The following is a 21666-nucleotide window of genomic DNA, read 5'->3' on the forward strand; positions in this document are numbered from 1 at the left end:
CTGGATTGTAGGGAATTTGCGGGCGTAAAAAAAGGGCGTAGCGATTTTGTTAACGATGTGTGTGATAGAAAAGACCGATGGCGGAGCAATGATTTATGCCAAAAACATAACAACTTCTACTGAGAAAAAGGCAGTTATAAGATGAATAAATGAGGATAAGGAATCGACCTTGATGAATATCTGGCATGTTGTACTAAAAAAAGATGTTTTGCTTTGACAATCCCCTGCGCTTTTGCGAAAACATCAAAGGAAGAAAAAAAGCAGTATTTCGCGCGTAACGCACGTTTACGCATGTAAATGCCATTTTACCGGGCTAGCGAAATCTACGCATGGCGTGGACAGACGCCATCCGTGATATCGATAGCTGCCGCAAGCACCGGTCTTCTCAACACAGCCCCTGGGATTATGCAACGGTCAGTTCGCTGGCGCGCGGCACAATACGATGGGCAAAGATCCTGAACAGTGAAGTGCACAGGGTCAAGACAGGAGTAGGGAAGGAATACAGAGAGACAATAATAATGGTAGATAGCAAGAAGCGCCCTGGCAAAGATCTCGACCGCATTGACCGCAATATTTTAAATGAGCTGCAAAAAGATGGGCGTATTTCCAACGTCGAGCTTTCTAAACGAGTAGGACTTTCTCCAACGCCATGCCTTGAGCGCGTGCGCAGGCTGGAGAGACAAGGGTTTATTCAGGGCTATACGGCGCTGCTTAACCCGCATTATCTGGATGCATCACTGCTGGTCTTCGTTGAGATTACTCTGAATCGTGGCGCGCCGGATGTATTTGAACAATTCAACGCTGCAGTGCAAAAACTTGAAGAAATTCAGGAGTGTCATCTGGTTTCAGGTGATTTTGACTACTTGTTGAAAACGCGCGTACCGGATATGTCGGCCTACCGCAAACTGCTGGGCGAAACGCTGTTGCGCCTGCCAGGCGTAAACGACACCCGCACCTACGTGGTGATGGAAGAGGTCAAGCAGAGTAATCGTCTGGTTATTAAGACGCGCTAATACGGAACAGGTGCACAATCGCTCTTTTTTGATTACACTCCTGTTAATCCATACAGCAACAGTGCCGGGGAGACCCGGCGCTGTTGTCCGTTTTAGCATCAAGGACCTGGAGAGCCTGTCTTGAGCCAGGAATACACCGAAGACAAAGAAGTCACTTTTAATAAGCTAAGCAGCGGACGCCGACTCCTCGAAGCGTTGCTGATCCTCGTTTCCCTTTCTGCCATCTGGCTGATGGCGGCGCTTCTCAGCTTTAACCCATCCGATCCAAGCTGGTCGCAGACCGCATGGCATGAGCCGATCCACAATCTTGGCGGCGTGCCTGGCGCATGGCTGGCCGACACCCTGTTTTTCATCTTTGGCATCATGGCTTACACCATCCCGGTCATTATTATTGGCGGCTGTTGGTTTGCCTGGCGTCATCGCGCGACTGAAGATTACATAGACTATTTCGCCGTCTCGCTACGCCTGATTGGTGCGCTGGCGCTCATTCTTACCTCCTGCGGCCTAGCGGCGATCAACGCCGATGATATCTGGTACTTCGCCTCGGGTGGGGTGATTGGCAGCCTGCTCAGTACCACGCTGCAACCTCTGTTGCGCAGTAGCGGCGGTACGCTTGCACTGCTCTGCATCTGGGCCGCTGGGCTGACGCTGTTCACCGGTTGGTCATGGGTCACCATCGCCGAAAAAATCGGCAGTATTATTCTCAATATGCTTACCTTCGCCACAAACCGTACCCGTCGCGACGACACCTGGGTTGATGATGAAGAGTATGAAGAAGAGGATGAGTATGAAGATGACGAGGCGAGTGACGCGCCTCGCGAATCGCGCCGCGCCCGCATTCTGCGCGGTGCGCTGGCGCGCCGCAAAAGCATTGCAGAGAAGTTCGCCAATCCGATGGGGCGCAAAACGGACGAAGCACTCTTCTCCGGCAAGCGCATGGATGATGAAGATGAGATCGCCTACAGCGCTCGCGGTGTGCCAGCACAGCCAGACGATGTGCTCTTCTCGGGACATCGTGCGACGGAAGTGGAGCAGGAGTACGATCCGCTGCTTAATGGGCGCAGTGTGACAGAACCGGTGGCGGCGGCTGCCGTGGCGACAACCGTCGCTGCACAAAGCTTCGCTGCGCCAACGGAGCCGGTTATGCAAACGCCGCCGCCTGCTGAATGGCAGCACGCACAGCAAGCTGCGGGTTATCCGAATCAACAAGCCGCTTATCAGTCACCGGTGCCTACCGATCCGCACGCCGCTTATCAGCCGCCGATGCATAGCGATCCGCACGCCGCCTATAAGCCGCCGATACATAACGATCCGCAGGTAGCTTATCAGCAACCAGCGCATTATGACGAAACGGCTGCTTATCAGCCGCCTGCCGCGCAGAGCGTGCCAGAATGGCAGCAGCCGCTCGCGGAAGAGCCGTGGACGCCAGATGCGCAGGTGACCCCACAGCCGCAACATGAAGAGGTCTACTGGCAGCCGCAGCCCATGGCCCAGCAGTGGCAGCCTGAACCGCAAATCGCACCAGCGCCGGAACCGGTTATTGAACCAGAACCGGCAGTGGAAGAGGCAAAACATACCCGTCCGCCGCTCTATTATTTTGAAGAAGTGGAAGAGAAACGTGCACGTGAGCGTGAGCAGCTAGCTGCCTGGTATCAGCCGATTCCTGAGCCTGCCGAGCCGGAGCCAATAGCCCGACCAGCCGCGCCGTCGATGCCCGCCCCTCCTGCAGTGGATCCGACAGTTGCGGCTGAGAGCATTGTGCCAGCCGCTGCGCAGGCAGCTTCAACTGCCGCAGCTGCAGCCGCAGCGAGTGCGCCGGTGTTTGGCCTTGCCGGTGGCGCGCCGCGCCCTCAGGTAAAAGAGGGCATTGGTCCGCAGCTTCCGCGTCCTAACCGCGTGCGGGTGCCTACGCGTCGCGAACTGGCTTCTTATGGCATTAAACTGCCTTCACAGCGCATGGCTGAAGAGCGCGCGCGTGAAGATGAGGTGCGTCAGCCAGATCAGCATCTCTCTGATGATGATGCCGATATGTTGCAGCAGAACGAGCTGGCTCGTCAGTTTGCCGCCACGCAACACGATCGCTACGGTGAAGAGTACCAGCATGAAACGCCGCAGTTTGCTGCCCCTCAGTCTGATGTTAATGAAGCCGAAGCGGAAGAGGCGGAGCTGGCTCGCCAGTTTGCCGCCTCCCAGCAGCAGCGCTACGGCGGTGAGCCGCAGGCCTTTACACCGGAAGATGCCGATGTCTCGCCAGTGAACACGGCACCTGTTGAGCGCGCAAACGCACCGCTGTTTACGCCGCCGCCGCAAGCCTCTGCCCAGCCGCCGCAGCAGCATTATCAGCAGCCTGCCGCGCAACCTGTTCAGTCGCCAGCTTATGGTCAGCCTGCCCAGCAGCCGCAGCAGCATTATCAGCAGCCTGCCGCACAACCTGTTCAGCCGCCAGCCTATAGTCAGCCTGCTCAGCAGGCGCAGCAGCACTATCAACAGCCACAAGGGCAGCCAGTTCAGCCGCCAGCTTATGGTCAGCCTGCTCAGCAGCCGCAGCAGCACTATCAACAGCCACAAGGGCAGCCGGTTCAGCCGCCAGCTTATGGTCAGCCTGTCCAGCAGCCGCAGCAATCCGCTCCGCAGCCGCAGGAGAGCCTGATTCATCCGCTACTAATGCGTAACGGCGATAGCCGTCCGGTGCAGAAACCGACAACGCCGTTGCCGTCGCTCGATCTCTTAACGCAGCCGCCAGCGGAAGTGGAGCCGGTGGATACCTTTGCGCTCGAACAGATGGCACGTCTGGTCGAAGCACGCCTTGCGGACTTCCGTATCAAAGCAGACGTGGTGAACTACTCGCCAGGCCCGGTGATCACCCGCTTTGAGCTGAACCTCGCGCCTGGCGTGAAAGCGGCGCGAATCTCTAACCTGTCGCGCGATCTGGCGCGTTCGCTCTCCACCGTCGCCGTACGCGTGGTGGAAGTGATCCCCGGCAAACCTTACGTTGGACTTGAGTTGCCGAACAAGAAGCGCCAGACCGTTTACCTGCGTGAAGTGCTGGATTGCGTGAAATTTCGTGAAAGCCCGTCGCCACTTACCGTTGTGCTGGGGAAAGATATCGCTGGCGATCCGGTGATTGCCGACCTGGCGAAGATGCCGCACCTGCTGGTCGCCGGTACTACCGGTTCCGGTAAGTCGGTCGGTGTGAACGCCATGATCCTCAGCATGCTCTATAAAGCGACGCCGGAAGATGTGCGTTTCATCATGATCGACCCGAAAATGCTTGAGCTGTCGGTCTATGAAGGTATTCCGCATCTGTTGACCGAGGTGGTCACCGACATGAAAGATGCGGCGAATGCGCTGCGCTGGAGCGTCAATGAGATGGAGCGCCGCTACAAACTGATGTCTGCACTCGGCGTGCGTAACCTCGCAGGGTACAACGAGAAGATCGCTGAAGCCGCGCGGATGGGGCGTCCAATCCCGGATCCGTACTGGAAGCCGGGCGACAGCATGGCGACCGAACATCCGGTGCTGGAAAAACTGCCATACATTGTGGTGATGGTCGATGAGTTTGCCGATCTGATGATGACGGTCGGTAAAAAGGTGGAAGAGCTGATTGCCCGCCTGGCGCAGAAAGCGCGCGCGGCTGGCATTCACCTGGTGCTGGCGACCCAGCGCCCCTCTGTGGATGTGATCACCGGCCTGATTAAAGCCAACATCCCGACGCGTATCGCTTTTACCGTCTCGAGCAAGATCGACTCCCGTACTATCCTCGATCAGGGGGGGGCAGAGTCGCTGCTTGGCATGGGGGATATGCTCTACTCCGGTCCGAACTCAACCTCTGCCCCGGTGCGTGTGCATGGCGCGTTTGTGCGCGATCAGGAAGTTCATGCCGTGGTGCAGGACTGGAAAGCGCGCGGGCGTCCGCAATATGTTGACGGCATCACCTCCGACAGCGAAAGCGAAGGCGGCGGCGGTGGTTTTGACGGCGGTGAAGAGCTGGATCCGTTGTTCGACCAGGCCGTTAACTTCGTTACCGAAAAGCGCAAAGCCTCCATCTCCGGCGTACAGCGTCAGTTCCGTATCGGCTACAACCGTGCGGCGCGCATAATCGAACAGATGGAAGCGCAGGGGATCGTCAGTGAGCAGGGGCACAACGGTAACCGTGAAGTGCTGGCTCCGCCGCCGTTTGAGTGATGCAAAGTTAGGTAAAAACTACAAATTCAGTTTTTTCTTCTGTCACTCTGGCGTTTCGCTTTCTAAAGTGACAGAAGGATTCTCCCACGTCGGGAGTGACGTATCAGAGGAATGACAATGAAAAAAATCGCCATGGTTTGTGCGCTGATGGGCTCGTTAGTAGTCAGCAATGTCTGGGCAGACGCAGCAAGCGATCTGAAAAGCCGCCTCGATAAAGTCAGCAGCTTCCACGCCAGTTTTACCCAGAAAGTGACCGATGGCAGCGGTGCTGCGGTACAGGAAGGCCAGGGGGATTTGTGGGTTAAACGCCCGAACCTGTTTAACTGGCATATGACCCAGCCGGACGAGAGCGTACTGGTTTCCGACGGCAAAACGCTGTGGTTCTACAACCCGTTTGTTGAACAGGCGACGGCAACTTGGCTGAAAGATGCCACCAGCAACACGCCGTTTATGCTGATCGCCCGTAACCAGAGCAGCGACTGGCAGCAGTACAACATTTCGCAGAAAGGCGATGATTTTGAACTGACGCCAAAAAGCAGCAACGGTAACCTGAAACAGTTCACCATTAACGTCGGCCGTGACGGCACCATCCATCAGTTCAGCGCCATCGAACAGGATGACCAGCGCAGCAGCTACCAGCTGAAAGCGCAGCAGAACGGCGCGGTTGATGCATCGAAATTCACCTTTACCCCGCCGCAGGGCGTAACGGTTGACGATCAACGTAAGTAAGAGGCGTGCATGAGTAACATGTCGCTCGATTTTTCCGAGAACACCTTCCAACCTCTGGCCGCGCGTATGCGGCCAGAAAATTTAGCGCAGTACATTGGCCAGCAGCACCTGCTGGCAAAGGGCAAACCCTTGCCGCGCGCCATTGAAGCAGGGCATCTGCACTCGATGATCCTCTGGGGGCCACCGGGAACCGGTAAAACCACGCTGGCGGAAGTGATTGCGCGCTATGCCAGTGCTGATGTCGAGCGCATCTCAGCGGTCACCTCCGGCGTGAAAGAGATCCGCGAAGCCATTGAGCGCGCCCGCCAGAACCGTAACGCCGGTCGCCGCACCATTCTGTTTGTCGACGAAGTCCACCGTTTTAACAAAAGTCAGCAGGACGCCTTTCTGCCGCATATTGAAGACGGCACTATCACCTTCATTGGCGCGACAACCGAAAACCCTTCGTTTGAACTCAACTCCGCACTGCTCTCCCGTGCGCGTGTTTACCTGCTTAAATCGCTCACCACAGAAGATATTGAGCAGGTGTTGACGCAGGCGATGGAAGATAAAGCCCGCGGCTACGGCGGGCAGGATATCGTTCTACCGGACGAAACCCGGCTGGCGATTGCCGAGCTGGTGGGGGGGGATGCGCGCCGGGCGCTCAACACGCTTGAGATGATGGCGGACATGGCTGAGCTCGATAAGAGCGGCAAGCGCGTGCTTAATCCTGAGTTGCTCACCGAAATTGCCGGTGAGCGCAGCGCGCGCTTCGATAATAAAGGCGACCGTTTTTACGATCTCATCTCCGCGCTGCACAAATCGGTGCGCGGAAGTGCGCCGGATGCCGCGCTCTACTGGTACGCGCGCATTATCTCGGCGGGTGGCGATCCGCTCTATGTTGCGCGCCGCTGCCTGGCTATCGCGTCGGAAGATATCGGCAATGCTGACCCGCGCGCGATGCAGGTCGCTATCTCAGCCTGGGATTGTTTCACCCGCGTTGGCCCAGCTGAAGGCGAGCGCGCGATTGCACAGGCGATTGTTTACCTGGCCTGCGCGCCGAAAAGCAACGCCGTCTATAAAGCCTTCAAAGCAGCGATGGCCGATGCGCGACAGCGCCCTGATTATGATGTGCCGCCGCATCTGCGCAACGCGCCAACCAAACTGATGAAGGAGATGGGTTATGGGCAGGAGTATCGCTATGCCCACGATGAGCCCAACGCCTTTGCCGCCGGGGAGGAGTATTTCCCGCAGGAAATGGCAGAAACGCGCTACTATCAGCCGACGAACAGAGGTCTTGAAGGCAAGATTGGCGAAAAGCTCGCCTGGCTCGCTGAACAGGATCATAAAAGCCCTATAAAACGCTACCGCTAGTGCGGGCGTTGCGGTAAGGTTACGGCTCATACCCTCGATCGCACTCTGCGGTCGGGTTCCTTTTATTTCAATTCGATAAGCACAGGAAAAGCATGCTCGATCCCAATCTGCTGCGTACCGAGCCAGACGCAGTCGCTGAAAAACTGGCACGCCGGGGCTTTAAGCTGGACGTAGAGAAATTACGCGCGCTCGAAGAGCGTCGTAAAGTCCTGCAGGTCAACACTGAAAATCTGCAGGCAGAGCGTAACTCACGATCGAAATCCATCGGCCAGGCGAAAGCACGCGGGGAAGATATCGAGCCATTACGCCTGGAAGTGAACAAGCTGGGTGAAGAGCTGGACGCGGCGAAAGCCGAGCTGGAAACGCTGCTGGCTGAGATCCGTGATATTGCGCTGACCATTCCGAACCTGCCTGATGAGAGTGTGCCGGTTGGCCGTGACGAAAACGATAACGTTGAAGTCAGCCGCTGGGGTACGCCGCGCCAGTTTGATTTCGAGATCCGCGATCACGTCACCCTTGGTGAGATGCACAGCGGCCTGGATTTTGCCGCTGCAGTGAAACTGACCGGCTCCCGTTTCGTGGTGATGAAAGGGCAGATCGCCCGTATGCACCGCGCGCTGGCGCAGTTCATGCTGGATCTGCACACTGAGCAGCACGGCTACGCGGAAAACTACGTGCCGTACCTGGTTAACCACGACACCCTGTACGGTACCGGCCAGCTGCCGAAGTTTGCCGGCGACCTGTTCCATACCCGTCCGCTGGAAGAGGAGTCTGACAGCAGCAACTACGCGCTGATCCCGACCGCGGAAGTGCCCCTGACCAACCTCGTACGCGATGAAATTATCGATGAAGAGAGCCTGCCGATCAAAATGACCGCGCATACGCCGTGCTTCCGCTCTGAAGCGGGATCTTACGGTCGCGATACGCGTGGTCTGATCCGTATGCACCAGTTCGATAAAGTTGAAATGGTGCAGGTGGTTCGCCCGGAAGAGTCAATGGCGGCGCTGGAAGAGATGACCGGTCACGCAGAGAAAGTGTTGCAGCTGCTCGGTCTGCCTTATCGCAAAGTGCTGCTCTGCACCGGTGATATGGGCTTTGGTGCCTGCAAAACCTACGATCTCGAAGTGTGGGTTCCGGCGCAGGATACCTATCGTGAAATCTCCTCCTGCTCCAACGTCTGGGATTTCCAGGCGCGCCGCATGCAGGCACGCTGCCGCAGCAAATCCGACAAGAAAACCCGTCTGGTGCACACCCTGAACGGCTCTGGTCTGGCAGTAGGCCGTACGCTGGTTGCGGTGCTGGAAAACTACCAGCAGGCCGATGGCCGCATTGAGGTGCCGGAAGTCCTGCGTCCTTATATGAACGGACTGGAGTACATCGGTTAATCTTGCCGATACAGCATGTTTTTAAAAGCGCCTGCGGGCGCTTTTTTTGTGCGTCTTAACCATTAATCTTCATGAATTTTTTCAACTGAAATATTGGCGCTGGTTATTAATTAATAACGCTATATCAATGAGATATAACGCGCCGGTGTGCGCTAAGTGGCAAGGAGGATAAGTTTTACAAATCGTCGTCGATAAAAAGCACTGCCTGGCGAAAAACAGTGGATTGACAATGTTTTTGCCAGTGGCATGATGCGCACGCAATCTGAACTTCCTCACGGTTTTAACCCATGACCACCTATACCCGGCCAGTGCTTTTATTGCTCTGTGGCCTGATGCTGTTGACCCTGGCTATCGCGACGCTGAACACGCTCGTGCCCCTTTGGCTCGCCCATGAAAATCTGCCTACCTGGCAGGTCGGCATGGTTGGCTCCTCCTATTTCACCGGCAATCTGCTGGGCACGCTACTGACCGGTCGACTGATCCGCCAGATGGGCTTTAACCGCAGCTACTACATCGCGTCGCTGATTTTCGCCGCAGGCTGCGTCGGGTTAGGGCTGATGGTGGGTTTCTGGAGCTGGATGATTTGGCGTTTTATCGCCGGCGTCGGCTGCGCGATGATTTGGGTGGTGGTGGAGAGCGCGCTGATGTCAAGCGGCACCTCTCAAAACCGTGGTCGCCTGCTGGCCGCCTATATGATGGTTTACTATATCGGCACCGTGCTTGGTCAACTGATGGTCAGCAAACTGCCAACCGAATTGATGAGCGTGCTGCCGTGGGTTACCGGTATGGTGCTGGCGGCGATGCTGCCGCTGCTCTTTACGCGCATTGTTAACCAGCACAGCGAAGAGCAGGTGGCTTCGTCGATCTGGCCGATGCTGCGTCTGCGTCAGGCGCGCCTTGGCGTTAACGGCTGCATTATTTCCGGGATTATTCTCGGCTCGCTCTATGGTCTGATGCCGCTCTATCTGTCGCATCAGGGCGTCAGCGACTCCGGCATTGGTTTCTGGATGGCGTTGATGGTTAGCGCCGGGATCATTGGCCAGTGGCCGATTGGCCGCATCGCTGACCGCTTTGGTCGCTTGCTGGTGCTGCGCGTGCAGGTGTTTGTGGTGATCATCGGCTGCCTCGGCATGCTGAGCAACGCGGCGATGGCACCGGCGCTGTTTGTGCTGGGCACGGCGGGTTTTACCCTCTACCCGGTGGCGATGGCCTGGGCCTGTGAAAAAGTGGAACACCATCAGCTGGTGGCAATGAATCAGGCGCTACTGCTGAGCTATACCATCGGCAGCCTGCTCGGACCAACGCTCACCTCCATGCTGATGCAGAGCTACTCCGACAGCCTGCTGTTTGTGATGATTGCCGGCGTATCGCTGGTCTACCTGGTAATGCTAATGCGCAAAGCGGGCCACCATCCGACGCCGGTCGCCCACGCCTGACGGTTATCCGGCTCATCCGGCAGACAACAAAAAAGCCACAACATAGCGTTGTGGCTTTTTTTACTGCTTTGCGGCTCAGTACATCACTTTATGACCGTACTGCTCGAGGATCCCTTTCACGCGCTCCATGGTCTCTTTTTTCGGCGGGTGAATGCCATCCAGCTTGTACTCTTCGCCCATCGCCACCCATTTATGTTTGCCGAGCTCATGGTAGGGCAGCAGTTCGATTTTCTCGACGTTGCCCATGTCGCGGGTAAACTCACCGAGGCGGTGCGCGGAGTCATCATCATCTGACCAGCCCGGCACGACGACGTAGCGGATCCAGACCTTAATCCCTTTCTTCGCCAGATACTGGGCGAACTCCAGCGTGCGATGGTTGGAGACACCGACCAGATTCTGGTGGATCTCATCATTCATCTGTTTGAGGTCGAGCATCACCAGATCGGTGACCTCCAGCAGCTCATCAATTACCGGATCGTAGCGGCGAACAAAGCCGTTGGTATCAAGGCAGGTATGGATACCCTCTTTTTTACAGGCGCGGAACCAGTCGCGGACGAACTCCGCCTGCAAAATCGCTTCGCCTCCCGAGGCGGTCACGCCGCCGCCGGAGGCATTCATAAAGTGGCGGTAGGCCACTACGTCTTTCATCAGCTCTTCAACGGTTACCTCTTTACCGCCATGGGTATCCCAGGTATCCCGGTTATGGCAGTAGAGGCAGCGCATCAGGCAGCCCTGAAAGAAGGTGATAAAGCGGATGCCCGGGCCGTCGACCGTACCGCAGGATTCGAAGGAGTGTATGCGACCAATAACTGACATTGCGGTGTTTTCTCCAGATGTGGCCCATCCGGGGCCTGTGTCTGTGCAGTTGCATTCCTTCTGCACTAAGTCTGTTTTGGCAGGCATCCACTCAATAGATGGCTGACGAAGCAGGCTATGGTTGTGAAAAAGGCCCCACAGACGTGGAGCCTTTAGTGTACGCTTTTTACAAGCTTCTTTCAGCCAATACCATTACATGGTCTGGGTGAAGGTACGGGTGATCACGTCCTGCTGCTGCTCTTTAGTCAGAGAGTTAAAGCGCACAGCGTAACCGGAAACGCGGATGGTCAGCTGCGGATATTTCTCCGGATTTTCCATCGCGTCGAGCAGCATTTCGCGGTTCATGACGTTGACGTTGAGGTGCTGACCACCTTCGATTGAGGCTTCATGGTGGAAGTAACCATCCATCAGGCCTGCGAGGTTAGTTTTACGCACTTCATCATCTTTACCCAGCGCGTTAGGTACGATAGAGAAGGTGTATGAGATACCATCTTTCGCGTAGGCAAACGGCAGTTTTGCAACGGAGGTCAGAGAGGCAACAGCACCTTTCTGGTCACGGCCGTGCATCGGGTTAGCACCCGGTCCAAACGGTGCGCCAGCGCGACGGCCGTCCGGGGTGTTACCGGTTTTCTTACCATACACAACGTTAGAGGTGATGGTCAGAACCGACTGAGTCGGGATTGCGTTGCGGTAGGTGGTCAGTTTCTGAATTTTCTTCATGAAACGTTCTACCAGGTCAACCGCCATGTCATCGACGCGCGCGTCGTTGTTACCAAACTGCGGGTATTCGCCTTCGATTTCGAAGTCGATAGCCAGGCCATCTTCATCACGAATCGGTTTAACTTTCGCATATTTGATAGCAGACAGGGAGTCAGCGGCAACCGACAGGCCAGCGATACCACACGCCATGGTGCGAACTACGTCACGATCGTGCAGCGCCATCAAAGAGGCTTCGTAGCTGTACTTGTCGTGCATGTAGTGGATAACGTTCAGCGCGGTGACATACTGTTTCGCCAGCCAGTCCATAAAGTGATCCATACGATCCATCACTTCGTCGAACTTCAGCAGGTCGCCTTTGATAGGTTCAGATTTCGGACCTACCTGCATTTTCAGTTTTTCATCCACACCGCCGTTGATAGCGTACAGCATGGTTTTCGCCAGGTTTGCACGGGCACCGAAGAACTGCATCTGTTTGCCGACAACCATCGGGCTTACGCAGCATGCAATCGCGTAGTCATCGTTGTTGAAGTCCGGACGCATCAGGTCATCATTCTCATACTGCAGAGAAGAGGTGTCGATGGAGACTTTAGCAGCGAATTTTTTGAAGTTCAGCGGCAGTTTTTCAGACCACAGAACAGTGATGTTCGGCTCCGGAGATGGCCCCATGGTGTAGAGGGTGTTCAGGAAGCGGAAGCTGTTTTTGGAAACCAGCGTACGGCCGTCAACGCCCATACCGCCGATAGATTCAGTTGCCCAAATCGGGTCGCCAGAGAAGAGCTCATCATACTCAGGAGTACGCAGGAAGCGGACCATACGCAGTTTCATGACCAGGTGGTCAATCATCTCCTGCGCGTCTTGCTCGGTGATTTTGCCCGCTTTCAGGTCACGTTCAATGTAGACGTCCAGGAAGGTGGAGACGCGGCCGAAGGACATTGCAGCCCCGTTCTGAGACTTAACTGCAGCCAGGTAGCCGAAGTAGGTCCACTGAATCGCTTCCTGAGCGGTGGTTGCCGGGCCGGAGATATCGCAGCCATATTTTGCTGCCATCTCTTTGATCTGGCCCAGCGCGCGGTGCTGTTCAGCAATCTCTTCGCGCAGGCGGATAGTCGCTTCCAGGTTTACGCCGTTTTCCAGGTCAGACTGCAGAGACTGGAACTGGGCATATTTGTCTTTCATCAGGAAGTCGATACCGTACAGCGCAACGCGACGGTAGTCACCGATGATACGACCACGGCCGTAGGCGTCCGGCAGACCTGTCAGCACGCCAGATTTACGGCAGTTCAGGATATCTTTGGTGTAAACATCGAATACGCCCTGGTTGTGGGTTTTGCGGTATTCGGTGAAGATTTTTTTCAGCTGCGGATCCAGTTCGCGGTTGTACGCTTTGCAGGAACCTTCGACCATTTTGATCCCGCCAAACGGGATGATGGCGCGTTTCAGCGGCGCTTCGGTCTGCAGACCAACGATCTTCTCAAGCTGCTTGTTGATGTAACCTGCATCGTGAGAGGTGATAGTGGAAGCAACGGAGGTGTCGAAATCAACTGGCGCATGCGTGCGGTTTTCCAGTTTCACGCCTTCCATGACTTTGTCCCACAGCTTGGTGGTCGCGTCGGTCGCGCCCGCCAGGAAGGACTCGTCACCTTCGTACGGAGTGTAGTTTTTCTGGATAAAATCACGTACGTTTACAGCGTTTTGCCATTCACCTTGAGTAAAACCTTCCCAGGCTGCGGCTAATTTTTCGTTAAGTTCGGACATGTAACACCTACCTTCTTAAGTGGATTTTTTATTTACTGCCTGAAACGATTTTAGTGATGATCGTTGCCACGCAGGTAAATGACCCAGTATGTCAACCCGACCAGTAAGCCTCCACCGATGATGTTCCCGATTGTTACCGGGATCAGATTATCGGTAATGAAGTTCATTATGGTCAGGTGAGAAAAACTTTCCGGGCTGGAACCAACGGCGGTCCAGAACTCCGGGCTTGCAAAGTTGCGAATCACGATGCCCATCGGGATCATAAACATGTTCGCGATGCTGTGCTCAAAACCGCTGGCGACAAACATCGCGACCGGCAGCACCATAATCATTGCTTTATCCATCAAGCTGCGGCCGGAGTAACTCATCCACACCGCCATGCAGACCATCAGGTTCGCGAGGATACCCAGCGCCACCGCTTCAATGAAGGTGTGGTGCACCTTGTGATCGGCGGTCTGCAATACGTTTAAGCCCCACCCGCCGTTGGCGACCATATACTCACCGGAGAGCCACATTAATAAGACGAAAAGCAGCGCACCCACCAGATTACCAACGTAAACATTGATCCAGTTTCGAGCCAGTTGCCCCCAGGTGATACGTCCGCTGGCTTTCGCCACAACAATCAGCACCGTGGAGGTAAAGAGGTCGGCGCCGCAGATAATGCAGAGAATCAACCCAAGTGAGAAACAGATACCGCCGATAAGTTTCGCAATGCCATATGGCATCGTTCCTGTACCGGTGGTAGCAGTGATATAGAAAACGAACGCAATGGAGATAAACACACCGGCGGTAATCGCCAGGTAGAAGGTCTTAAGCGGATGTTTCGTCGCTTTATAGACACCAGCTTCCTCAGCCACTTTGGCCATCTCTGCTGGAAGTATTAGATCAAAAGGGTTGTCAGCTTTCACACTAACTCTCTCTTTATTAAGTCGGCGACGAGATACTAACAAAGCATTATAGAAGACAATTTGATATGGATCATATCTCGCCTGGCTTATAGGACCGCAAAGCGTATGGTTTTTCTGCTAAAGCGGGGTAATGTGTTGATTATTAAAATAAAAATAAATTTTAAAATTTATAAGAAGCGTTGAATTTTTTTGTGCGATCCTCCGTTAACGGTTAATTAATATGGAGTAATTGCCATTAGAAGTAACAATACTATCGCTGCGAATATAATTATATTTACCCGCAATTAACTTAAATATTACATTTAAGATTCATCACCAAAATATAATAAAAAAGGGGCAATAAAATTGCCCCGTAATATAGCGTAGACTTGCGAATAAGCCTACCGGTTGTAGTGTTATTTGTCGTTACTTAGACCAGTAAGCGACTTTCGCACGTTGTAATTTTTCGTAAGCGGCTAACAGCGACTGATGGGCCGGGAACGCCTGCAACGTGCCGTCGGCAGGCTGCAGATCGTAGAACGGCGCTTCACCGCTGAGGGCGGCGCTGGCAGCTTCAACGGCCTGCGCGCCATACATACGCACAAAGGCGTTGAGGTATTGCAGCGGTTGACGCTCCTCTTCCTGCGCCAGCAAGAGCAGTGTCTGCAGGCAACGGTAGTAGTTAGCGCGTTCAGGGCTGAAGATTGAGGCGTTAAACTCAATCGTCCACTCGGTCCAGGCCAGCGCCTGATCGAGATCGCCGCCCGCCAGCGCCAGCATCGCTTTCAGCTCGCCGATGCGCAAGGTGTACCAGCCATTATCTTTGCCCGTCGCCAGGCCCAGCAGCTCGCGCACGCGGGTAAAGTCATCGTGACCTTCATCATCCAGTTGGGCGATAAGATCGAGGTAGGCCTCTTTATCCCACTCGCTGCCAGGCAGAGAGAGGATGGTTTCGCGCAGGTGAGTACCCATGGTGTTATTTGCCAGCCACAGATCTTCCGCAGGGTAAATATCGGACATGCCCGGCACCAGAATACGGCAGGCGTAAACGCCGAGGTGCTCGTAATCCGCGATGTAAACCTCTTTATCTTCCTTCTGGAAGATACTCATCAGTGTCGCGAACTCCTCTTCCGTGGTGCCGGCGAAGCTCCAGTCAACAAACGGATAATCGGCATCCTGTTTGAACAGATCCCAGGAGATGAGGCCGCTGGAGTCGATAAAGTGCGTCTCGAGGTTAGCGTGCTCTGCCACTTCTTCATCATCAAAGGTTGGCGGGGTAAAGACATCCAGATCCTTCAGGCCGCGACCCTGCAGCAGTTCCGTCACCGTACGCTCCAGCGCTACGCCAAAGTCCGGGTGCGCGCCAAATGAGGCGAAGCAGGTACCATTTGCCGGGTTGAACAGCACCACGCAGATAACCGGGTAGTTACCGCCCAGCGAGCCGTCGTAGGCAAAGATCGGGAAACCTTCCGCTTCCAGTTTGGCAATCGCTTCGACAACGCCAGGATAGCGCGCCAGCACCTCCTGCGGGATCTCCGGCAGGCTGATGCTCTCGGCGATAATGCGATTTTTAATATGACGTTCAAAAACTTCAGACAGCCCCTGCACGCGCGCTTCGTTACGGGTGTTGCCCGCCGACATGCCGTTGGAGACATAGAGGTTGCCGACGATGTTCATCGGGATATAGACCGTCTGCTCATCCGACTGGCGGGTAAAGGGCAGGGCGCAGATCCCGCGCTCTTCATTACCGGACTGCAGATCGACAAGCATACCGGCGGCCAGCTCGTTTTCCGGATCGTAGTAGGCGCGCAGACGCGCATCCAGAATGCCTTCCGGCAGCGAGTCATCTTCCGGCAGCGGGAACCACTTCTCATTCGGATAGTGGACAAACGGCCCCTGGGCAATGGCGTCGCCAAGCCAGAAGTCAGCAAAGAAGTAGTTGGTGGAGAGACGTTCGAAATATTCGCCGAGCGCGGAAGCCAGCGCCGCTTTCTTCGTCGCGCCTTTACCATTGGTAAAGCAGAGCGCGCACTCTTTATCGCGGATATGCACCGACCAGACGTTTGGTACAGGGTTTAGCCAGGAGGCCTCTTCAATATTGAAACCGAGATCGGTCAGTTTCTGCTGAAAGCGAGCGATGGAGTCTTCCAGCGTGGCATCTTTGCCGGGGATAAATGTTTGGGTCATGGCGGTCACTTTTTTCGTACGTAAAGCGCGCAATGATACGGGTTTTACGTGGCAGGCGCTATCGTCCTTCGTGGTGCGGCGAAAATAAAAGTTCTGGCTATGCTTATCAGGAGTAACTCACTGTTAAGGCATTAGAAATGAAAGCGTTTGACATTCATCGCATGGCGCTCGACAAGGTTCCACTCGAATTTTTGGGCGAAGTCGCGCTGCGCAGTCTCTACACCTTCGTGCTGGTTTTTCTGTTCCTGAAAATCACTGGCCGACGCGGCGTACGGCAGATGTCGCTGTTTGAAGTACTGATTATTTTGACCCTTGGCTCGGCGGCGGGTGATGTCGCTTTCTATGATGATGTTCCCATGCTGCCGGTGCTGGTGGTCTTTATTACCCTCGCGCTGCTCTACCGTCTGGTGATGTGGCTGATGTCACACAGCGAAAAGCTGGAGGATCTGCTGGAGGGAAAACCAATGGTGATAATCAAAGAGGGCGAGCTGGAGTGGGAGAAACTACATAAACAGAATATGACCGAGTTCGAGTTCTTTATGGAGCTGCGCAATAATGGCGTCGAGCAGCTTGGGCAAGTAAGACTTGCGATTATGGAGACCAACGGTCAGCTCAGTATCTATTACTACATTGATGAAGAGGTTAAGCCGGGGCTCTGTATTCTGCCGGAGGGGTGCAGCGAGCGATTTATCACCGCTCCGGAAGCGGGGGATTATGTTTGCGTCCGCTGCAGTAAAATTTCTGCGTTGCAGGCGGGTGAAAAAAAAGCCTGCCCACGCTGCGCAAATCCGGAATGGTCGAAGGCCAGCAGGGCGATTCGCGTCACATAACAGGGTTTTTATCGGATCTGCTTTCGACTGACAAAACATTCTGCTATGTGATGGGACGCACAACTTTCCCCTGCCTCTGATTACTCGTTGCGGCCTGTGGCGGTGAATGATAAAACCGATGTCACAGGAAAAACGTTTTGCTTTATAGGGTGGTAAGGGGAAATGACGCAGGTTTTCAATTTTAGTTCTGGCCCGGCCGTATTACCGGCGGATGTGCTCAAGCAGGCTCAGCAGGAGTTGTGTGACTGGCAAGGTCTCGGCACGTCGGTGATGGAAATCAGCCACCGTGGCAAAGAGTTCATCCAGGTGGCGGAAGAGGCAGAAAAGGATTTTCGCGATCTGCTCAATATCCCCTCCAACTATAAAGTGCTGTTTTGTCACGGCGGCGGCCGCGGCCAGTTCGCTGGCGTCCCGCTGAATCTGCTGGGCGATAAAACTACCGCGGATTACGTGGATGCCGGTTACTGGGCGGCAAGCGCTGTCAAAGAGGCGAAGAAGTACTGCACGCCAAACGTGATTGATGCGAAAACTACCCTCGATGGCCTGCGCGCGGTTAAACCGATGCGCGACTGGCAGCTGAGCGACAACGCAGCCTATCTGCACTACTGCCCGAACGAAACCATCGACGGTATCGCCATTGACGAAACGCCGGACTTTGGCGACGTCGTCGTGGCAGCAGATTTCTCCTCTACCATTCTTTCTGCCCCGCTGGATGTCAGCCGCTTTGGCGTGATCTACGCCGGTGCGCAGAAAAACATTGGCCCGGCCGGATTAACGCTGGTGATTGTGCGTGAAGATCTGCTCGGTAAGGCGCACCACTCCTGCCCGTCGATTCTGGATTACAGCGTGCTTAACGATAACGACTCCATGTTCAACACTCCGCCGACCTTTGCCTGGTATCTCTCCGGCCTGGTGTTCAAATGGCTGAAGCAGCAGGGCGGCGTAGCGGCGATGGATCGCATCAACCAGCAAAAAGCCGATCTGCTGTATGGCGTCATCGACGGCAGCGATTTCTACCGTAACGATGTGGCAAAAGCGAACCGCTCGCGCATGAACGTGCCTTTCCAGTTGGCTGACAGCGCGCTCGATAAGCTCTTTCTTGAAGAGTCCTTCGCCGCGGGCCTGCACGCGCTGAAAGGTCACCGTGTAGTGGGCGGCATGCGAGCCTCTATTTACAACGCCATGCCGTTGGCAGGCGTGCAGGCGCTGACGGACTTTATGGTTGAGTTCGAACGCCGTCACGGTTAATGCAGTAATAACGATCCCCGTAGCCCGGCTGCGGGGTTTTATTTTGTTCGTAGAGAGTGAAGTTTCATGGAATCCCTGACGTTACAACCCATCGCGCGCGTGGATGGCACCATCAATCTGCCTGGCTCAAAGAGTGTGTCAAACCGCGCCTTGCTGCTTGCCGCATTTGCTCGTGGCACCACGGTGCTGACCAACCTGCTGGACAGCGATGATGTTCGCCATATGCTTAATGCCCTGACTACGCTGGGGGTTCACTACACGCTGTCTGCCGATCGCACCCGCTGTGAGGTAACCGGCGTGGGCGGCCTGCTGAAGGTGGCAGAAAAAGTTGAGTTATTCCTCGGGAACGCCGGCACGGCGATGCGCCCGCTGGCCGCCGCGCTCTGCCTGGGCGAGGGCGACGTGGTGTTGACCGGCGAGCCGCGCATGAAAGAGCGCCCGATTGGCCATCTCGTCGACGCGCTGCGTCAGGGCGGGGCGAAGATCGATTACCTCGAGCAGGAGCACTATCCGCCTCTGCGCCTGCGCGGCGGGTTTAACGGCGGCGAGGTGAGCGTTGATGGCAGCGTCTCTAGCCAGTTTTTAACCGCACTACTGATGACCGCGCCGCTGGCAGCGCAGGATACGGTGATCACCATCAAAGGCGATCTGGTGTCGAAACCCTATATCGATATCACCCTGCATCTGATGAAAACTTTTGGCGTTAACGTTGATAACCAGCAGTACCAGCGTTTTGTTGTGCGTGGCGGGCAGCACTATCAGTCGCCGGGGCACTACCTGGTTGAGGGCGATGCCTCTTCTGCCTCCTATTTCCTTGCGGCTGCGGCTATTAAAGGTGGAACGGTGAAAGTCACCGGTATTGGCCGTAATAGCGTGCAGGGCGATATTCGTTTTGCCGATGTGCTGGAAAAAATGGGCGCGACCGTGGTCTGGGGCGAGGATTATATTGCCTGTTCGCGCGGTGAGCTGAACGGCATCGATATGGACATGAACCATATTCCCGATGCGGCGATGACCATTGCCACCACGGCGCTCTTCGCGAAGGGCACCACCACGCTGCGTAATATCTACAACTGGCGCGTGAAAGAGACCGATCGCCTCTTTGCCATGGCGACGGAGCTGCGCAAAGTGGGCGCAACGGTGGAGGAGGGCGAAGATTTTATTCGCGTGACGCCACCAGCCGCGTTGCAGGTTGCAGAGATTGGCACCTATAACGATCACCGTATGGCGATGTGTTTCTCGCTGGTGGCGCTGTCGGATACGCCGGTCACGATTCTCGATCCGAAATGCACGGCGAAGACCTTCCCGGATTACTTCGAGCAGCTAGCGCATATCAGCACGCTTGCCTGATAATCTTCACGCCCTGAATTCTCAGCGGGGCGTGAATACCCGCCATTGTTGAGAGGGTGAAAAGCCGCTGCGCTGTGCTACCATTTGCGCGGGACTCTTTCCCTCAATTCAGTTAGTTAATACATGGACTGTCAATGAAAAAAACAATGATTTTTAGCTGCCTCGTCGCAGCAACGCTGGTCTCTGGTTGTAAAAACATGGGTGGTATTGATACGGATGCGCTGACCAAATCCGGTATGTCTGCTTATAAAGCGGCAACGCTGAGCGACGCGGATGTAAAAGCGCTTTCTGAGCAGTCATGTGCTGAGATGGACAAGCAAAACACCATCGCGCCTGCATCAAGCACCTACGCGAAGCGTCTGAACAAGATCGCTAAAGCGCTGGGTAACAACATCGACGGCACGCCGGTCACTTACAAAGTCTATATGACTAAAGAAGTGAACGCGTGGGCGATGGCGAACGGCTGTATCCGTGTCTATAGCGGTCTGATGGACATGATGACCAACAACGAAGTTGAAGCGGTTCTGGGTCATGAAATGGGCCACGTTGCGCTCGGTCATAGCCGTAAAGCGATGCAAACCGCGTACGCCACACTGGCCGCGCGTGATGCCATCTCCGCCAGCAGCGCGGCAGGTGCACAGCTCTCCCAGTCTCAGCTGGGCGATCTGGGCGAGAACCTGATCAACTCTGCCTTCTCCCGTAGCCAGGAGTCCGCAGCGGATGATTTCTCCTACGACCTGCTGAAAAAACGCAACATCAGTCGTCAGGGTCTGGTTACCAGCTTTGACAAGCTGGCGAAGCTGGATGCCGGTTCCGAGAAATCGATGTTTGATTCTCACCCGCCATCAGCTGAGCGTGCGAAGCATATCCGCGACCGTATCGCCGCAGATAGCAAGAAGTAAGTTTTACTCCGGGCTGGTGCAAATCAGCCCGTACTCCCGCGCAATTAATCTACACTCAGCCTCATACTCTTCTGTTATTCGCACGCAGCAGTAACTTTCGTGCGCGTTGGCGCGTATAATGCGCGGCGTTATATAACGATATGCCTTGATTAAGGAGAAAAAGATGACGGCAATTGCCCCGGTAATCACCATTGATGGGCCAAGCGGTGCGGGAAAAGGCACGCTTTGCAAGGCAATGGCGGAAGCGTTGCAATGGCATCTGTTAGATTCAGGCGCAATTTATCGTGTGCTGGCGCTGGCCGCACTGCATCATCATGTTGATGTCTCATCGGAAGATGCCCTGGTGCCGCTCGCCGTGCATCTGGATGTGCGTTTTGTCTCCACCGACGGTCACCTGGAAGTGGTCCTCGAAGGCGAAGATGTCAGCGGCGAAATCCGTACCCAGGAAGTGGCCAATGCCGCGTCGCAGATCGCTGCTTTCCCGCGCGTGCGCGAAGCGCTATTGCGTCGCCAACGCGCCTTCCGTGAAATGCCCGGTCTTATTGCCGATGGACGAGATATGGGCACGGTGGTTTTTCCCGATGCGCCGGTAAAAATTTTCCTCGACGCCTCGGCAGAGGAGCGTGCGCATCGCCGTATGCTACAGTTGCAGGAGAAGGGCTTTAGTGTTAACTTTGAACGCCTTTTGGCTGAGATAAAGGAACGAGACGACCGCGATCGTAATCGTCCTGTTGCACCGCTGGTTCCCGCTGCAGATGCTTTAGTGCTGGATTCTACCCGCTTAAGCATTGAGCAAGTGATTGAAAAAGCGCTACAATACGCCCGCCAAAAGTTGGCTCTCGCATAAGCGACCGAATTCGTAGTACCCCC

General features: G+C 55.2%; 15 protein-coding genes. 11 read left to right on the forward strand and 4 right to left on the reverse strand.

Annotated features, from left to right (window positions below):
- Positions 1 to 518 precede the first annotated feature (518 nt).
- The 6 genes from lrp (at position 519) to HF650_RS08480 (ending at position 10101) form a co-directional block, all read left to right on the forward strand.
- Positions 519 to 1013, forward strand: a complete 495-nt coding sequence (lrp, locus tag HF650_RS08455; protein ID WP_000228469.1) for a leucine-responsive transcriptional regulator Lrp — start codon at positions 519 to 521, stop codon at positions 1011 to 1013.
- A 120-nt stretch (positions 1014 to 1133) separates the two neighbouring features.
- Positions 1134 to 5198, forward strand: a complete 4065-nt coding sequence (gene ftsK / locus HF650_RS08460; RefSeq protein WP_187801966.1) for a DNA translocase FtsK — start codon at positions 1134 to 1136, stop codon at positions 5196 to 5198.
- A gap of 117 nt (positions 5199 to 5315) precedes the next feature.
- Positions 5316 to 5927, forward strand: a complete 612-nt coding sequence (lolA, locus tag HF650_RS08465) for an outer membrane lipoprotein chaperone LolA (RefSeq protein ID WP_187801967.1) — start codon at positions 5316 to 5318, stop codon at positions 5925 to 5927.
- A 9-nt stretch (positions 5928 to 5936) separates the two neighbouring features.
- Positions 5937 to 7280 carry a replication-associated recombination protein A gene (locus tag HF650_RS08470; RefSeq protein WP_187801968.1) on the forward strand — a complete coding sequence of 448 codons (1344 nt, stop codon included), beginning with the start codon at positions 5937 to 5939 and terminating at the stop codon, positions 7278 to 7280.
- Positions 7281 to 7372: 92 nt separating this feature from the next.
- Entirely contained in the window at positions 7373 to 8665 is a 1293-nt protein-coding gene (serS, locus tag HF650_RS08475) for a serine--tRNA ligase (protein WP_187801969.1), read from the forward strand.
- 287 nt (positions 8666 to 8952) lie between these two features.
- Positions 8953 to 10101, forward strand: a complete 1149-nt coding sequence (locus HF650_RS08480; protein WP_187801970.1) for an MFS transporter — start codon at positions 8953 to 8955, stop codon at positions 10099 to 10101.
- A 75-nt stretch (positions 10102 to 10176) separates the two neighbouring features.
- Here the strand turns inward: HF650_RS08480 and pflA are convergent, their stop codons facing one another.
- From pflA to ycaO, 4 genes are all read right to left on the reverse strand, one after another.
- Entirely contained in the window at positions 10177 to 10917 is a 741-nt protein-coding gene (gene pflA / locus HF650_RS08485) for a pyruvate formate lyase 1-activating protein (RefSeq protein ID WP_187801971.1), read from the reverse strand.
- Between the two features lie 192 nt (positions 10918 to 11109).
- Positions 11110 to 13392, reverse strand: coding sequence for a formate C-acetyltransferase (gene pflB / locus HF650_RS08490; RefSeq protein WP_187801972.1), 2283 nt, complete (start codon positions 13390 to 13392; stop codon positions 11110 to 11112).
- A 50-nt stretch (positions 13393 to 13442) separates the two neighbouring features.
- A complete protein-coding gene (gene focA, locus HF650_RS08495; protein WP_187801973.1) occupies positions 13443 to 14300 on the reverse strand; it encodes a formate transporter FocA in 858 nt (285 codons plus the stop codon).
- Between the two features lie 405 nt (positions 14301 to 14705).
- On the reverse strand, positions 14706 to 16466 hold the full coding sequence (gene ycaO, locus HF650_RS08500) for a 30S ribosomal protein S12 methylthiotransferase accessory factor YcaO (RefSeq protein WP_187801974.1): 1761 nt from the start codon (positions 16464 to 16466) through the stop codon (positions 14706 to 14708).
- A gap of 137 nt (positions 16467 to 16603) precedes the next feature.
- Here ycaO and HF650_RS08505 point away from each other — a divergent pair, with 137 nt between their 5' ends.
- From HF650_RS08505 to cmk, 5 genes are all read left to right on the forward strand, one after another.
- Positions 16604 to 17296 (forward strand): DUF421 domain-containing protein, encoded by a 693-nt coding sequence (locus HF650_RS08505; protein WP_187801975.1) that lies wholly within the window; start codon positions 16604 to 16606, stop codon positions 17294 to 17296.
- 162 nt (positions 17297 to 17458) lie between these two features.
- On the forward strand, positions 17459 to 18544 hold the full coding sequence (serC, locus tag HF650_RS08510; protein WP_042714146.1) for a 3-phosphoserine/phosphohydroxythreonine transaminase: 1086 nt from the start codon (positions 17459 to 17461) through the stop codon (positions 18542 to 18544).
- 66 nt (positions 18545 to 18610) lie between these two features.
- On the forward strand, positions 18611 to 19894 hold the full coding sequence (aroA, locus tag HF650_RS08515) for a 3-phosphoshikimate 1-carboxyvinyltransferase (protein WP_187801976.1): 1284 nt from the start codon (positions 18611 to 18613) through the stop codon (positions 19892 to 19894).
- Between the two features lie 134 nt (positions 19895 to 20028).
- Positions 20029 to 20796, forward strand: a complete 768-nt coding sequence (locus HF650_RS08520; protein ID WP_187801977.1) for a M48 family metallopeptidase — start codon at positions 20029 to 20031, stop codon at positions 20794 to 20796.
- Positions 20797 to 20959: 163 nt separating this feature from the next.
- Complete coding sequence (gene cmk, locus HF650_RS08525; RefSeq protein WP_187801978.1) at positions 20960 to 21643, forward strand: (d)CMP kinase; 684 nt, start codon at positions 20960 to 20962, stop codon at positions 21641 to 21643.
- The last annotated feature ends 23 nt before the right edge of the window (positions 21644 to 21666 follow it).

It is taken from the genome of Kosakonia sp. SMBL-WEM22 (genome assembly GCF_014490785.1).
Classification (GTDB): domain Bacteria; phylum Pseudomonadota; class Gammaproteobacteria; order Enterobacterales; family Enterobacteriaceae; genus Kosakonia.

Excerpts from the sequence above, each read along its gene's own strand:
- lrp (WP_000228469.1), top strand. The coding sequence starts at position 519 with ATGGTAGATAGCAAGAAGCGCCCTGGCAAAGATCTCGACCGCATTGAC.
- lolA (WP_187801967.1), top strand. The coding sequence starts at position 5,316 with ATGAAAAAAATCGCCATGGTTTGTGCGCTGATGGGCTCGTTAGTAGTC.
- HF650_RS08470 (WP_187801968.1), top strand. The coding sequence starts at position 5,937 with ATGAGTAACATGTCGCTCGATTTTTCCGAGAACACCTTCCAACCTCTG.
- serS (WP_187801969.1), top strand. The coding sequence starts at position 7,373 with ATGCTCGATCCCAATCTGCTGCGTACCGAGCCAGACGCAGTCGCTGAA.
- HF650_RS08480 (WP_187801970.1), top strand. The coding sequence starts at position 8,953 with ATGACCACCTATACCCGGCCAGTGCTTTTATTGCTCTGTGGCCTGATG.
- pflA (WP_187801971.1), bottom strand. The coding sequence starts at position 10,917 with ATGTCAGTTATTGGTCGCATACACTCCTTCGAATCCTGCGGTACGGTC.
- pflB (WP_187801972.1), bottom strand. The coding sequence starts at position 13,392 with ATGTCCGAACTTAACGAAAAATTAGCCGCAGCCTGGGAAGGTTTTACT.
- ycaO (WP_187801974.1), bottom strand. The coding sequence starts at position 16,466 with ATGACCCAAACATTTATCCCCGGCAAAGATGCCACGCTGGAAGACTCC.
- HF650_RS08505 (WP_187801975.1), top strand. The coding sequence starts at position 16,604 with ATGAAAGCGTTTGACATTCATCGCATGGCGCTCGACAAGGTTCCACTC.
- serC (WP_042714146.1), top strand. The coding sequence starts at position 17,459 with ATGACGCAGGTTTTCAATTTTAGTTCTGGCCCGGCCGTATTACCGGCG.
- aroA (WP_187801976.1), top strand. The coding sequence starts at position 18,611 with ATGGAATCCCTGACGTTACAACCCATCGCGCGCGTGGATGGCACCATC.
- HF650_RS08520 (WP_187801977.1), top strand. The coding sequence starts at position 20,029 with ATGAAAAAAACAATGATTTTTAGCTGCCTCGTCGCAGCAACGCTGGTC.
- cmk (WP_187801978.1), top strand. The coding sequence starts at position 20,960 with ATGACGGCAATTGCCCCGGTAATCACCATTGATGGGCCAAGCGGTGCG.